Below are 13,213 nucleotides of genomic sequence, written 5' to 3'. Positions count from 1 at the left end.
TCCCCGCTCCGCGCCGCCCGGGTGGTCGCCGCACCACGCTCCGTCCACGGCCGCCCCGCGTCCACCGCCACGCTCCCCCGGTCAGTGGCTTGACCCCGGCGCGCTGGGCACCGTCCGCCCCCGCGCCGGTCTACCCTCTGACGTGCTGCCGCCGCCGGGCAGCGCCCGCCCCCACACCCCGGAGGTTCGACGTGTCCTCGGAGTTCCACGACGCGTTCTCCGTCGTCGTCCGCGGCTACGACCGCGCGCAGGTCGACCAGCGCATGGCAGCCCTCGACGAGGCCCTCAAGCAGGCCCGCGCCCGGGTGGAGGAGGCCGACGCCCGCGCGCTGCGCATGGCCGGCGAGCTCAGCCAGGTCAAGCAGGAACTGCGGGAGATGGAGCGGCCCAGCTACTCCGGCCTCGGGGCGCGCGTGGAGAAGCTGCTGCGCCTGGCGGAGGACCAGTCCGGGGAGATGCTGCGCTCCGCCCGCCGGGACGCCGACCGCCTGCGCGAGGAGGCCCGCACCGAGGCGGAGCTCGAACGCCGCCAGGCCGCCCAGGAGGCGCACCGCCGCACCCACGACGCCGGCCGCGACGCCGAGGAGCTCATCGCCCGCGCCCGCGCCGAGGCCCAGCACCTCGTGGAGTCCGCGCAGCACCGCGCCGAGGAGCTCGTGGCCGCCGCCCGCCGCGGGGCCGAGCAGGTGCGCGCCGTCGCCGAGCACGAGGCCGCGGAGCTGCGCACCGGCACCGAGCGCGAGGTGAGCGCGCTGCGCGCCCACGCCGAGCGGGAGGCGCTGCAGGTGCGCGAGGCCGCCGAGGCCGCCGCGCGCCGGCAGGAGGTCGAGCTCGCCGCGATCCGCGAGCAGGCCGCCGAGGAGGACCGCCAGCGCCACGCGGTCGCCGCCGCGAGGACCGCGGCGCGCATCGCCGAGGCCGAGCAGCGCGCCGCGGAGGCGGAGGAGCGCGCCGTGGAGGCCGGGGAGGCCGCCGAGTCGATCCGGCAGCAGGCGCTGGCCGAGTCCGCGATGCGGCTGGAGACGGCACGGCGGGAGGCCGACGCGCTCGTGCAGGACGCCCGCCAGCGCGCCGCGGCCATGGTGGAGGCCGCCCGCGGGCAGGCGGAGTCCACGCGGCGCAGCGCCCACGACGAGGTCGAGGGCCTCATGCGCCAGCGCGACGAGATCACCGGGCAGCTGGACGACCTGCGGGGCCTGTTCGGCACCGCCCCGGCCGAGGCGGAGGGCGAGCAGCGGACGCAGCGCATCGACCTCGGCGACACCCAGCGGATCGAGGTCGTCGACCTGACCGCCGAGGAGCGCGCCCGCGCCGAGGCCTGAGCGCCCCGCTACCAGCCCGGCACCGGCCCCCGTCGCGTCCACCGCGGTGGGGGCCGCGCCGTCCCCGGGCCCAGGCCGTCCCCGGGCTCAGGCCGTGGGTGGGGGCCACGTCGTCGGCAGGGGCGCGGCGGCCGGGTTGACCCGCGCGACGACCTCGTCGAGGACCCTGCGCACCGCGGGCTCCCCCACCCACAGGTGCTTGGCGCCCTCGACGGCCACGACCTCCGCCTGCGGGACCGCGGCGAAGCGCCGCCGCGCCTCCTCCGGGCGCAGGAAGTCGTCGAGCTCGGGCACCAGGGCCGTCACGGGCCTGCCCGAGGCCGCCCAGGCCTCCAGGTGCTCCGGCCGCGACCACCGCAGCGGCGGCGAGAGCAGGATCAGCCCCTCCACGAGCGGGTCCAGGCCGTGCACGAGCGCGAGGTCCGTGCCGAAGGACCAGCCCAGCAGCCACACCCGCGGCAGGTCCTCGAACTCCACGAGCTCCAGGGCGGCGGCGACGTCGTGGCGCTCGCCCTCGCCCGCGTCGAAGGCCCCCTCGCTGCGCCCCCGCGGGCTCTCGGTGCCCCGGGTGTTGAACCGCAGCACCGCGAGGTCCGCCAGGGCCGGCAGCCGGTAGGAGGCCTTGCGCAGCACGTGGCTGTCCATGAAACCCCCCGCGGTGGGCAGGGGGTGCAGCGTCACGAGCGTGGCCACCGGGTCCCGCTCGGCGGGCAGGGCGAGCTCCCCGACGAGGGTGAGGCCGTCCGCGGTGCGCAGCTCGACGTCACGGCGGCGCGCGGGCAGCACCGTGGCCGCGCGGATCTCCTGCGGGCCGGCCGTCCCGGCGGCCTCCGGCACGGTGCCGGACTCGAACCCGTCGTCGTGCCCTGCGCTCACGCGGTGCTCCCCTCCCCCGGCGCGCTCACGGCCTCGGCCACGGCGCGCGCGAAGTCGTCGACGTCCTGCTCGGTGGTGTCGAAGGCGCACATCCAGCGCACCTCGCCGGTGCGCTCGTCCCACACGTGGAAGGCGGCGGCGCGCTGCAGCCGCTCGCGGGCGGCGACGGGGAGCACGGCGAAGACGGCGTTGGCCTGCACGGGCCGGCTGATCCGCACACCGGGCAGGTCCCGCACGGCGGCGGCGAGCCGCGCGGCGCGCTCGTTGGCGGTGCGGGCGCTGCGCAGCCACAGGTCACCGTCGAAGAGGGCGAGGAGCTGGGCGGAGACGAAACGCATCTTGGAGGCCAGCTGGAGGGACTGCTTGCGCAGCCGGTCCAGGCCCTCGGCGGCCCCCGGCGCGCACACCACGACCGCGTCGGCGAGCAGCGCCCCGTTCTTCGTGGCGCCCAGGGAGACGACGTCGACGCCGGCGTCCGTGGTCAGGGCGCGCAGGTCGGCCCCCAGCGCGGCGGCGGCGTTGGCCAGGCGGGCGCCGTCGAGGTGGACGCGCAGGCCGAGGTCGTGCGCGCGGCGGGCGAGGGCGGCGGTCTCCTCGGGGGTGTAGCAGGTGCCGAGCTCGGTGCTCTGGGTGAGCGTGAGGACCCCGGCGGGGGCCCGCATCGGTGCCCGGGAGCGCAGGACGGCGGCCTCGACGTCGTCGGGGGTGACCTTGCCGTCCCGCGTGGGCAGGGTCAGCAGCTTCAGCCCGCCGACGTGCTCGGGTGCCCCGCCCTCGTCCTCGTCGACGTGGGCGCCGGCCGCGCACACCACCGACTCCCAGCGCCGCGTCATCGCCTGCAGGGCCACGACGTTGGCGCCGGTGCCGCTGAGCACGGGCAGGACCTCCGCCGCGGGCCCGAAGTGGCGGCGCAGGACGCCGGTGAGCGCGCCCGTCCACGGGTCCGCCCCGTAGCTGGGGACGTGCCCGCCGTTGACGGCCGCCAGGGCGGCGAGCACCTCGGGGTGGGCGCCGGCGGCGTTGTCGCTGGCGAAGCCCCGCACCCCGGGGTCGTGGAGCGGAGCGGCGGGCACGCCAGGGACGGTAGCGGCCGGGGCCGGGGCCGGCCCGGGGAGGGTCAGCGGCGCCGGCCCCGGGCGCGCCAGCACCCGCCGTGCCAGTGCCTGCGCTCCTCGGTGCCGGCCGCCCGGCTGAAGGTGCCCTCCAGGGGCCAGGCGACGAGGTGGGCCGTGCCGGGCGGGATGTCCTGCAGGCAGCCGGGACAGCGGTAGGTCTTGCCGGAGGCGCTGCCGGGGACGCTCCGCACGACCCAGTCGCCGTCGGGGCCGGTCTGCAGGCGCTGCATGCCGACGGGGCTCAGCGGGCCGGGAGCAGGGTCCCGCCTGCGTCGGTTGGCGCGGGGCACGCCCGCATCCTCCCGCACCGGGACGCGGGCACGCCCGTGGGTGGACCCGGGCCGGACGCGTCACCGGGCGCGAGCCGCGGTGATGTCCCCTCCACACCGCCGAGGCTGCGCCCGGTCCGATGTGTAGACGCGGCCTACCCGGATTTCGTTACAGCGGCACGCCGGAATCACCGGACAATGACCGACAGTAGTTACTGCCCTACTTTCCGTGGCGGTTCCGGACAGCACCCGGCGGGGAACTACCCTCCTGCCCGTGCGCCTCGTCATCGCCCGCTGCTCCGTGGACTACGCCGGGCGTCTCAGCGCCCACCTGCCCCTGGCCACCCGGCTGCTGCTCGTCAAGGCCGACGGCAGCGTCCTGGTCCACTCCGACGGCGGCTCCTACAAGCCGCTGAACTGGATGAGCCCCCCCTGCCGGCTCACGGTCGCGCCCGCCGGGGACGGTGAGGGCGTGCGGGAGACGTGGACGGTGCAGCACACCAAGAGCGACGACCGCCTCGTCATCTCCGTGCACGAGGTGCTCGCCGACTCCACCTACGACCTCGGGGTGGACCCGGGCCTGGTCAAGGACGGCGTGGAGGCCCACCTGCAGGCGCTGCTCGCCGAGCACATCACGACCCTCGGCGCCGGCTACCAGCTCGTGCGCCGGGAGTACCCCACCGCCATCGGGCCCGTCGACATCCTCGCCAAGGGGCCCGACGGCGGCAGCGTCGCGATCGAGATCAAGCGTCGCGGTGAGATCGACGGCGTGGAGCAGCTCACGCGCTACCTCGAGCTGCTCAACCGCGATCCGCTGCTGAGCCCCGTCACCGGGGTCTTCGCCGCGCAGGAGATCAAGCCGCAGGCACGGGTGCTCGCGGCGGACCGCGGCATCCGGTGCCTCACGCTCGACTACGACGCCCTGCGCGGCATGGACGACGGGAACGCCCGGCTGTTCTGAACGAGCTCCCGGGTCAGCAGGACCTGCGTCCGCACCGCCGAGGGCTCGGCCAGCGGCAGGACGCGGTGCAGCTTCGTGACCCGCAGGAGCCTGAGCACGGGCACCGGCACGTCCTCCAGGACGAGCCTGCGCCCCAGTCGCTGTGCCCGCCGGTGGGCGCCCACGAGGACCCCGAGCCCGGTGGCGTCGGCGATGTGCGCCTCCTCCAGGTCCGCGAGCAGGTCGCCCGTGCCGCCGTCGACGGCCCGGTGCAGCGCCTCGCGGATGTCCGGGACGGAGTGGACGTCCATCCGGCCGCAGAGCCGGACGTGCCGTCCCGGGTCGTCCTCCACCACGTGCCCGAGCCCGGGCACCGGTGGTGCCTCCCGTGTTCCGTTGATGATCTGAGCGGTCATGCAGTCCTCCCCCGAGGAAGCCGGCCCGCGGGCCGGCGAGTGCTGGTGCGGCGTACCGCCGCGGAACGGACACCGGCTCGCGTCCGCCCACGACCTGTGACGCTGCGGACGGGTCTCCGGTTGCAGGGAACGGCGCAGATCTGCCGCCCCACGGCGCCCCATCGCGCGGTGTGCACAGACTGACATCATCGTCCACCAGTGCGTGACAAGACCAGTGGACCGTTGCGGATCGGTGACCTGGCCGGGACGGCAGGGACCGGTGGGGCACACTGGCGGCGTGAACCCGCCCGGGGACTGGTCGAGCTACCACTCCCTGTTCGGGCTCGTGGTGGCCTTCGCGGCGGTGGCGGTGCTCGCCCTGCTGCTGCGCTGGGCGTTCTCCAGCGGCCGGTCCCTGGTGGAGCGCCGCCCCCACCAGGGCACGGTGACGGACTACGGGCTCCTGGAGGCCGTCGCGTCACCGCCGACGTTCGTCGAGGCGGAGATGCAGCGCCGGCGCCTGGAGGACGCCGGGATCCGGGTCACGCTCGCCCCCACCACCGAGGGCCCGCGGCTGATGGTGTTCCCGGAGGACGCCCCCCGGGCCCGCGAGGTGCTGGCCGCCCCGCCCGGCTGAGGGGCACCCGCTCCCGTCCGGGCGCGGCGGGTCTCAGGCGACGTTGGAGTTCTGGCCCGGCGGGGCGGACTCCAGCCACGAGGCGAAGCCCGTGTAGGCGTCGCGGCTCATCGCCAGCTCCAGGTCGTGCCCGGAGTGCCGGCACTCCACGACGATCGCGCCGGGCTGGACGGCGACCGCCTCGGCGCCGGTCGGCTCGCGGCGCCCGACGACGTCGAGCGCCCCCCGCGCGTAGCTGCACGAGGGGCGGACCGAGAAGGAGAACAGGCGGAACCAGTCGATGCGGTCCACCTCGTAGCGGGCGACACCGAGGATCCAGTGGCGCCGCCCCCGCCCCGCCAGGCGCACGGAGCAGTCGAACGTACCGACGTTGCGCCCCAGGGCACGCCGCCTGAGCACCACCGCCAGGACGGCGAGGGCGAGCAGGACGGTGAGACCACCGAGGATCTCCAGCGGGAGCAGGTACGGCCCCACGGGCGCGACGTCAGCGCGAGGACAGGGTGCCGGAGGTGTCCCCGCCGACCCGGACCGTCTCGGCGACCAGCGTCACCCTGTCGTGGTCGACGGACAGGAAGCCGCCGTCGACGTGGGCGCTGATGCCGTCGCCCCCGGCGGTGATGACCACCTCACCGCTGCCGAGGATGGCCAGCAGCGGCTCGTGGCCGGCGAGGATGCCGATCTCACCCTCGGCGGTGCGGGCACGCACCATCGTCGCCTCACCGGACCAGACCTGCCGGTCGGCGGCGACCAGCTCGACGTGCAGCTGAGCCACGCGTTCCTCCTCCGTCGTCGTGCGTGCATCGTATGCGGATCGTGCAGGGGCGGNNNNCCGCCCCACGAAGAGGCCCGGGGGGCCGGGACCGCGGCCTCAGGAGCCGCTGGTCTCCTTCTGGATGCGCGCCCAGTTGCGCTCGACGTCGTCGATGCCGCCGACGTTGAAGAACGCCTGCTCGGCGATGTGGTCCAGGTCGCCGTTGCAGATGGCCGAGAAGCCCTCGATCGTGTCGCTCAGCGGCACCGTGGAGCCGGCGACGCCGGTGAACTTCTCCGCCATGTACGTGTTCTGGGAGAGGAACTGCTGGATGCGCCGCGCACGCGAGACGGTCAGCTTGTCCTCCTCCGAGAGCTCGTCGACACCGAGGATGGCGATGATGTCCTGCAGCTCCTTGTTGCGCTGGAGGATCTGCTTGACGCGCACCGCGGTCTCGTAGTGGTCCTTGGCGATGTACAGCGGGTCCAGGATCCGGGACGTCGACGCCAGCGGGTCCACCGCGGGGTACAGACCGCGGGAGGCGATCTCGCGGGAGAGCTCGGTGGTCGCGTCGAGGTGCGCGAACGTCGTCGCCGGGGCCGGGTCGGTGTAGTCGTCCGCGGGGACGTAGATCGCCTGCAGCGAGGTGATCGAGTGACCGCGGGTGGAGGTGATGCGCTCCTGGAGCAGGCCCATCTCGTCGGCCAGCGTGGGCTGGTAGCCGACGGCGGAGGGCATGCGGCCCAGCAGGGTCGACACCTCGGAGCCGGCCTGGGTGAACCGGAAGATGTTGTCGATGAACAGGAGCACGTCCTGCTTCTGCACGTCGCGGAAGTACTCCGCCATCGTCAGCGCGGACAGCGCCACGCGCAGGCGGGTGCCCGGCGGCTCGTCCATCTGCCCGAAGACCAGGGCGGTCTTGTCGAAGACGCCGGCCTCGTCCATCTCGTGGATGAGGTCGTTGCCCTCACGGGTGCGCTCGCCGACACCGGCGAAGACGGACACACCGCCGTGGTTCAGGGCGACGCGCTGGATCATCTCCTGGATGAGGACGGTCTTGCCGACGCCCGCACCGCCGAAGAGGCCGATCTTCCCACCCTGCACGTACGGGGTGAGCAGGTCGATGACCTTGATGCCCGTCTCGAACATCTGCGTCTTCGACTCGAGCTGGTCGAAGGCGGGGGCCTTGCGGTGGATCGGCCAGCGCTCGGAGACCTCGAGGCGCTCGCCGGGCTCCAGGTTGAGGCACTCGCCGATGGCGTTGAACACCTTGCCGAGGGTCACGTTGCCGACGGGCACGGAGATCGGGGCGCCGGTGTCGCGCACCGGGGCGCCGCGGACCATGCCGTCGGTGGGCTTCAGCGAGATGGCGCGGACCATGTTCTCGCCGAGGTGGGAGGCCACCTCGAGGGTGATCGTGGTCGTCTGCCCGCCGAGGGTCACGTCGACCTGGAGGGCGTTGTTCATCTCCGGCATGGCGTCGGCGCTGAACTCGACGTCCACGACGGGCCCGATGACGCGGGCGATGCGGCCGGTCGCGCCACGTTCGGTGGTGCTCGGCGCGTCGGTGGCGGTGGCGGTCATGATCGCTCCTCGGTGGTGATCATCAGGATGGTCGTCGTCGGGGTGCGCGGTGGGTCAGGAGCCGGAGCCGGCGGAGGCGAGGGCGTCCGCCCCACCGACGATCTCGGTGATCTCCTGGGTGATCTCCGACTGCCGCGCGTTGTTGGCGAGCCGCGTCAGGTTCTTGACGAGCTCCTCCGCGTTGTCCGTGGCGCTCTTCATCGCGCGCTGGCGGGCGGCCAGCTCGGAGGCCGCCGCCTGCAGGAGGAAGTTGAAGACGCGGCTGGTCACGTACTGCGGGAGCAGCTGGTCGAGGACGTCCTCGGCGCTGGGCTCGAAGGTGTACAGCGGGGAGAGCTCCTCGCTGGTCTCCGAGACCTCCAGCGGTAGCAGCCGCACCCGGCGCGGCTCCTGGGTGACCATGTTCACGAAGTGCGTGTAGACGACGTGGATCTCGTCGACGCCGCCCTCGCTCTCGTCCCGCAGGAAGTCCGCGACGAGCCGCTCGGCGATCTGGCGGGCGTCCTCGTAGGAGGGCTTGTCGGTGAAGCCGGCCCACTCCGCGGTGACGTCGCGCCGGCGGAAGCGGTAGAACGCCGCCGCCTTGCGGCCCACGAGGTAGGGCAGGACCTCCTTGCCCTGCTCGCGCAGGGTCTCGACGTACTTCTCGCCCTCCTTCAGGACAGAGGAGGAGTACGCCCCCGCGAGGCCGCGGTCGCTGGTGAACAGCACCAGCGCCGCGCGCCTCACGTCCGGCTTCTCGGTGACGAGCGGGTGCTCGGTCGAGCTGTTCTCCGCCGCGGCGGAGACCGCGCGGGTCAGCGCATCGGCGTAGGGCGTGGACGCACGGACCGCCGCCTGGGCCTTGATGATGCGCGACGCCGCGATGAGCTCCATCGCGCGGGTGATCTTCTTCGTCGCCTGCACCGAGCGGATCTGCCGCCGGTAGGCCCGCAGCTGACCTGCCATGTCCTAGCCCTCCTGCCTCGTCCTCGTCGGCGGATCGTCAGTTCGCGGCGTGCGCGCCGCCACGCTTGTGCGTGGTGATGCGCTCCTGCTCGACGTCGTCCGCCTGGATGCGGCCGGTCTCCTGCTCGTGCGGCACGGTGGCGCTGTCGTCGCTGTTGCCGAACTGCGGGCGGAAGCGCTTCAGCGCCTGGCCGAGCGCCGCCTTGTTGTCGTCGTCGAGGACCTTGCTCTCGCGGATGCCCGCGAGGATGCCCGGCTGCTCGCGGCGCAGGTGCTCCAGGAACTCGCGCTCGAAGCGCAGGACGTCGGCGACGGGGACGTCGTCGAGCCCGCCGGTGGTGCCCATCCAGACCGAGACGACCTGCTCCTCGACGGGGTACGGCGAGTACTGCGGCTGCTTCAGCAGCTCGACGAGGCGCGCGCCCCGCTCGAGCTGGCGACGGGAGGCCGCGTCGAGGTCGGAGGCGAACATGGCGAACGCCTGCATCGACCGGTACTGCGCCAGGTCGATCTTCAGCGTGCCGGAGACGGCCTTCATCGCCTTGATCTGGGCGGCGCCACCGACGCGGGAGACGGAGACGCCGACGTCGATCGCGGGGCGCTGGTTGGCGTTGAAGAGGTCGGACTGCAGGAAGATCTGCCCGTCCGTGATGGAGATGACGTTGGTGGGGATGTACGCCGAGACGTCGTTGCCCTTGGTCTCGATGAACGGCAGGCCGGTCATCGAACCGCCGCCGAGCTCGTCGGAGAGCTTCGCGCAGCGCTCCAGCAGGCGGGAGTGCAGGTAGAAGACGTCACCGGGGTACGCCTCGCGGCCCGGCGGGCGGCGCAGCAGCAGCGACACCGCGCGGTAGGCCTCGGCCTGCTTGGACAGGTCGTCGAAGACGATGAGGACGTGCTTGCCGCCGTACATCCAGTGCTGGCCGATGGCCGAGCCGGTGTAGGGGGCCAGGTACTTGAAGCCGGCCGGGTCGGAGGCGGGGGCCGCGACGATGGTCGTGTACTCCATCGCGCCGGCCTCCTGCAGCGAGCGGCGCACGCCCGCGATGGTGGAGCCCTTCTGGCCGATGGCGACGTAGATGCAGCGGACCTGCTTCTTGGGGTCGCCCGACTCCCAGTTCGCCTTCTGGTTGATGATCGTGTCCAGCGCGATGGCGCTCTTGCCGGTCTGGCGGTCACCGATGATGAGCTGGCGCTGGCCGCGGCCGATCGGGATCATCGCGTCGATGGCCTTGATGCCCGTCTGCAGGGGCTCGCGGACCTCCTGGCGCTCCATGACGGTGGCCGCCTGCAGCTCCAGGGCGCGGCGGGTCTCCGCCTCGACCGGGCCCTGGCCGTCGATCGGGTTGCCGAGCGGGTCGACGACGCGGCCGAGGTAGGCGTCGCCCACGGGCACGGAGAGGACCTCGCCCGTGCGGCGGACCTCCTGGCCCTCCTCGATGCCGGAGAACTCGCCGAGGACGACGACGCCGATCTCGCGGACGTCGAGGTTCAGCGCCAGGCCCAGCGTGCCGTCCTGGAAGCGGAGCAGCTCGTTGGCCATGACGGAGGGCAGGCCCTCCACGCGTGCGATGCCGTCGCCGGCTTCGGTGACGCGCCCGACCTCCTCGCGCGCGGCGGTGCCGGGGTCGTACGACGCCACGAAGGCGTCGAGCGCGTCCCGGATCTCCTCCGGGCGGATGGTCAGCTCGGCCATGGGATGCCCTGCTCTCCTAGGTGGTGGTGCGCTGTTCGGGGGCGCTGTTCGGGGGTGGAGCGGTTCCGGTGCCGCGGTGGGTGCCGCCGGCCCGGGATGTCAGCCGGCGAGACGCCGCCGAGCCTCGGACAGGCGGGTGCTGACGGTCCCGTCGATGACCTCGTCACCGACCGAGACGCGCAGCCCGCCGAGGACGTGCGGGTCCACGTCGACGTTCAGTCGCACAGCACGACCGTACGTACGTTCGAGGCCCGCGGCCAAACGCTGGTGCTGCTGCTCGGTGAGCGGCACCGCGGTCACGACGTGGGCGACGACCTGCTGGCGGCGCGTGGCGATGACCCCGACGTAGTTCTCCAGCGCCCGCTCGGCCCGCAGGCCGCGGGGGGCGGTGGCGACCCGGCGGGCGAGCTGCACCGTCTCCGGCACGGCCCGGGGGGCCAGGAGCCGGGTGACGAGCTCGGCCCGGCTGGTCGCCGGGGAGGCGACGTCGGCCAGGGCGTCGCGCAGACCCGGGTTGGCGGCGATGGTGCGGGAGAACCGGAACAGCTCGTCCTCCAGCGCCTCGACGCGCCCGGAGCGCTCGGCCTGGGCCACGACCGAGACGACCGCCAGGTGCTCGCAGGCGTCGGCGATGTCGCGGGCGCCGGCCCACCGGCCCTCGGCGAGGGCGGAGAGCACGTCGACCGCGGCCTGGCTGAGCCGGCCCCCGAGGACGTGGCGGACGAGCTCCGCCTTGCCCGCGGGCGGACGGGCCGGGTCGGTCAGCGCGCGGCGCAGCCCGATCGCGGAGTCCAGCAGGGTGGTGGCGGCGAACAGGTCGTCGCCGATCCGGCCCGCGTCCTGCAGGGGGTCCACGAGCCAGCGGTCGAGGACCTCCGCGGCCCGGGCGAGGCTCGCCCGCCCGGAGCCGGAGGTGATGCCCTCGCTCATCGCGAGGTCACCGTGGAGGTCTGCTCCAGCTCCCCGAGGAAGCGGTCGACCGTGCCGCGACGGCGGACCTCGTCCTCGAGGGACTCGCCCACGATGCGCGAGGCCAGCTCGGTGGCCAGGCGGCCGACCTCCTGGCGCAGCTGCACCACGGTCTGCTGGCGCTCGGCCTCGATCTGCGCGCGGGCGGCCGTGGTGATGCGCTCGGCCTCGGTCTGCGCCTGCTGGCGCATCTCCGCGACGATCGCGGCACCCTGCTGGCGGGCCTCCTCGCGGATGGCGTTCGCCTCACCGCGGGCGTCGGCGAGCTGGGCGCGGTACTGCTCCAGCGCCGCCTGGGCCTCGGCCTGCGCGTGCTTGGCCTTCTCGACGTTGCCCTCGATGGCCGCGCGGCGTTCCGCGAACATCTTCTCGAGCCGCGGGACGACCTTCTTCGCCACGATCACGTAGAGGATGACGAAGAAGATGATCCCGACGATCAGCTCCCCGAGGTGGGGGATGATCGGGTAGCCCGAAGGGTCGACGTTGCCCTGGTGGGCGGCAGCGGCGACTGCTGCTAGCTGCACGGTTCCTCCTCAGGAACTCGAGGGCCGGTGTCCGTCGGGCGTCGTCAGTTGTTGCCGGCGAAGACGAACGCGAGGGCGATGCCGAAGATGGCGAGCGCCTCGGCGAGGGCGAAGCCCAGGATGGCGATCGACTGCAGCATGCCGCGGGCCTCGGGCTGACGGGCGACGCCGTTGATGTACGCGGCGAAGATCAGGCCGATACCGACGCCGGGGCCGATTGCGGACAGGCCGTAGCCGACGATGGCGAGGTCTCCGGTCATGGTCCTCTCTCGTTCCTTTCGTAGCCGGCGCGCAGGATGCGCCGGGGGCTTGGGAGGGCGGGTCAGTGCTCGTCGGCGAGGGAGCCGGCGATGTACGTGGCAGCGAGCATCGTGAACACGTACGCCTGGAGGAACTCCACCAGGAGCTCGAAGATCGTCAGCACGAAGGCCATGCCGAGCGTGGGGATGGCGATGATCTTCAGGCCGAGGCCGCCGTGGGTCAGCATGTACTCGCCGCCCAGGATGAAGAGCACGAGGATGATGTGGCCGGCGAACATGTTGCCGAAGAGCCGCAGGGCCAGCGTCACCGGACGGGTGAGGAAGAACGTGATGACCTCGAGCAGGAACACGAGGGGCACGATCCAGCCGGGCAGGCCGGCGGGGACCATGTGCTTGAAGTACCCGCCGAGGCCCTGCTTGCGGATGCCCAGGTAGTGGTAGACCACGTAGACGAAGAGCGTCAGCGCGATCGGGAACCCGATGCGGCTCATCGTGGGGTACTGGACCGGCGGGATGATCCCGAACAGGTTGTTCACCAGGATGATCGTGAAGAGGGAGAACAGCAGCGGCACGAACTTCAGGAAGTCGTGGCTGCCGATGATGTCGCGCGCCAGGCTGTTGCGGACCAGGCCGTAGACCGCCTCGACCGCCATCTGCTTCTTGCCCGGCACCACCGAGAGCCGCTTCGTGGCCGCCAGCAGCAGGCCCGCGACGAGCAGCACCGACAGGGCGAAGACGATCATCGGGCGGGTGATGGCGAACTGGCCGCTTCCGATCAGCGGTTGCCAGAAGATGTGCGCGCCGGGGGTCTCGAAGGTGCTCCCCGCTGCAGCCAGCACTCGCAGGCTCACGTCTTCTCCTCCGTGCGAACGTCGTCGTGGGTACGGGAGCCTGGTGCGGCGCAGAGGACGCGGCTCCCGACTCGAG

Annotated in this window: 16 protein-coding genes; 3 read left to right on the top strand and 13 right to left on the bottom strand. The window is 73.3% G+C overall.

All coding sequences use genetic code 11. The features are described 5' to 3' along the window. The first annotated feature begins 191 nt into the window (after window positions 1-191). Window positions 192-1,322 (top strand): DivIVA domain-containing protein, encoded by a 1,131-nt coding sequence (locus tag ACYQBY_RS05820; RefSeq protein WP_459642875.1) that lies wholly within the window; start codon window positions 192-194, stop codon window positions 1,320-1,322. A gap of 87 nt (window positions 1,323-1,409) precedes the next feature. Here ACYQBY_RS05820 and ACYQBY_RS05815 read toward each other — a convergent pair whose 3' ends face one another. The 3 genes from ACYQBY_RS05815 to ACYQBY_RS05805 are packed head-to-tail and all read right to left on the bottom strand — an operon-like array spanning window position 1,410 to window position 3,603. Next, window positions 1,410-2,159 carry an alpha/beta hydrolase gene (locus tag ACYQBY_RS05815; RefSeq protein WP_459643123.1) on the bottom strand — a complete coding sequence of 250 codons (750 nt, stop codon included), beginning with the start codon at window positions 2,157-2,159 and terminating at the stop codon, window positions 1,410-1,412. A 35-nt stretch (window positions 2,160-2,194) separates the two neighbouring features. Then, window positions 2,195-3,271, bottom strand: coding sequence for a threonine aldolase family protein (locus ACYQBY_RS05810; RefSeq protein WP_459642874.1), 1,077 nt, complete (start codon window positions 3,269-3,271; stop codon window positions 2,195-2,197). A gap of 44 nt (window positions 3,272-3,315) precedes the next feature. Then, window positions 3,316-3,603, bottom strand: a complete 288-nt coding sequence (locus ACYQBY_RS05805; RefSeq protein WP_459642873.1) for a hypothetical protein — start codon at window positions 3,601-3,603, stop codon at window positions 3,316-3,318. Window positions 3,604-3,856: 253 nt separating this feature from the next. Here ACYQBY_RS05805 and nucS point away from each other — a divergent pair, with 253 nt between their 5' ends. Continuing rightward, a complete protein-coding gene (gene nucS / locus ACYQBY_RS05800; RefSeq protein WP_459642872.1) occupies window positions 3,857-4,543 on the top strand; it encodes an endonuclease NucS in 687 nt (228 codons plus the stop codon). Here the strand turns inward: nucS and ACYQBY_RS05795 are convergent. Beyond that, window positions 4,495-4,833, bottom strand: coding sequence for an STAS domain-containing protein (locus tag ACYQBY_RS05795; protein WP_459643122.1), 339 nt, complete (start codon window positions 4,831-4,833; stop codon window positions 4,495-4,497). The two genes, nucS and ACYQBY_RS05795, sit on opposite strands and share 49 nt — an antisense overlap. 382 nt (window positions 4,834-5,215) lie before the next feature. On the opposite strand from ACYQBY_RS05795, the gene ACYQBY_RS05790 reads away from it, so the two are divergent. Next, window positions 5,216-5,554, top strand: coding sequence for a putative signal transducing protein (locus ACYQBY_RS05790; protein ID WP_459642871.1), 339 nt, complete (start codon window positions 5,216-5,218; stop codon window positions 5,552-5,554). Window positions 5,555-5,587: 33 nt separating this feature from the next. Here ACYQBY_RS05790 and ACYQBY_RS05785 read toward each other — a convergent pair whose 3' ends face one another. The 9 genes from ACYQBY_RS05785 to atpB form a co-directional block, all read right to left on the bottom strand. Further along, window positions 5,588-6,028: a DUF2550 domain-containing protein gene (locus ACYQBY_RS05785; protein WP_459642870.1), complete on the bottom strand. Its 441-nt coding sequence runs from the start codon at window positions 6,026-6,028 to the stop codon at window positions 5,588-5,590. Between the two features lie 10 nt (window positions 6,029-6,038). Next, a complete protein-coding gene (locus tag ACYQBY_RS05780; RefSeq protein ID WP_459642869.1) occupies window positions 6,039-6,326 on the bottom strand; it encodes a F0F1 ATP synthase subunit epsilon in 288 nt (95 codons plus the stop codon). Between the two features lie 96 nt (window positions 6,327-6,422). Beyond that, complete coding sequence (gene atpD / locus ACYQBY_RS05775) at window positions 6,423-7,889, bottom strand: F0F1 ATP synthase subunit beta (protein ID WP_459642868.1); 1,467 nt, start codon at window positions 7,887-7,889, stop codon at window positions 6,423-6,425. Window positions 7,890-7,943: 54 nt separating this feature from the next. Beyond that, a complete protein-coding gene (locus ACYQBY_RS05770; protein WP_459642867.1) occupies window positions 7,944-8,837 on the bottom strand; it encodes a F0F1 ATP synthase subunit gamma in 894 nt (297 codons plus the stop codon). Window positions 8,838-8,874: 37 nt separating this feature from the next. Next, the gene (gene atpA, locus ACYQBY_RS05765; RefSeq protein ID WP_459642866.1) at window positions 8,875-10,533 is read right to left on the bottom strand and encodes a F0F1 ATP synthase subunit alpha; all 1,659 of its coding nucleotides are present in this window, start codon (window positions 10,531-10,533) and stop codon (window positions 8,875-8,877) included. Between the two features lie 99 nt (window positions 10,534-10,632). After that, the gene (locus tag ACYQBY_RS05760) at window positions 10,633-11,463 is read right to left on the bottom strand and encodes a F0F1 ATP synthase subunit delta (RefSeq protein ID WP_459642865.1); all 831 of its coding nucleotides are present in this window, start codon (window positions 11,461-11,463) and stop codon (window positions 10,633-10,635) included. After that, the gene (locus tag ACYQBY_RS05755; RefSeq protein WP_459642864.1) at window positions 11,460-12,026 is read right to left on the bottom strand and encodes a F0F1 ATP synthase subunit B; all 567 of its coding nucleotides are present in this window, start codon (window positions 12,024-12,026) and stop codon (window positions 11,460-11,462) included. The genes ACYQBY_RS05760 and ACYQBY_RS05755 overlap by 4 nt, the downstream gene beginning before the upstream one ends. A 44-nt stretch (window positions 12,027-12,070) precedes the next feature. Beyond that, complete coding sequence (atpE, locus tag ACYQBY_RS05750) at window positions 12,071-12,286, bottom strand: ATP synthase F0 subunit C (RefSeq protein WP_459642863.1); 216 nt, start codon at window positions 12,284-12,286, stop codon at window positions 12,071-12,073. A 62-nt stretch (window positions 12,287-12,348) separates the two neighbouring features. After that, window positions 12,349-13,137, bottom strand: a complete 789-nt coding sequence (gene atpB, locus ACYQBY_RS05745; protein ID WP_459642862.1) for a F0F1 ATP synthase subunit A — start codon at window positions 13,135-13,137, stop codon at window positions 12,349-12,351. Window positions 13,138-13,213: the final 76 nt, after the last annotated feature.

The sequence above is a fragment of the Kineococcus anabasis genome, from assembly GCF_054590795.1.
The sequence above is the reverse complement of the archived record's forward strand: the minus strand, read 5'-3'. Positions and strand labels throughout refer to the sequence as shown.

Bases quoted from the DNA above. Each gene is read 5' to 3' on its own strand.
- ACYQBY_RS05795 (WP_459643122.1), bottom strand. From the start codon at position 4,833: ATGGACGTCCACTCCGTCCCGGACATCCGCGAGGCGCTGCACCGGGCC.
- atpD (WP_459642868.1), bottom strand. From the start codon at position 7,889: ATGACCGCCACCGCCACCGACGCGCCGAGCACCACCGAACGTGGCGCG.
- ACYQBY_RS05770 (WP_459642867.1), bottom strand. From the start codon at position 8,837: ATGGCAGGTCAGCTGCGGGCCTACCGGCGGCAGATCCGCTCGGTGCAG.
- atpA (WP_459642866.1), bottom strand. From the start codon at position 10,533: ATGGCCGAGCTGACCATCCGCCCGGAGGAGATCCGGGACGCGCTCGAC.
- ACYQBY_RS05760 (WP_459642865.1), bottom strand. From the start codon at position 11,463: ATGAGCGAGGGCATCACCTCCGGCTCCGGGCGGGCGAGCCTCGCCCGG.
- atpE (WP_459642863.1), bottom strand. From the start codon at position 12,286: ATGACCGGAGACCTCGCCATCGTCGGCTACGGCCTGTCCGCAATCGGC.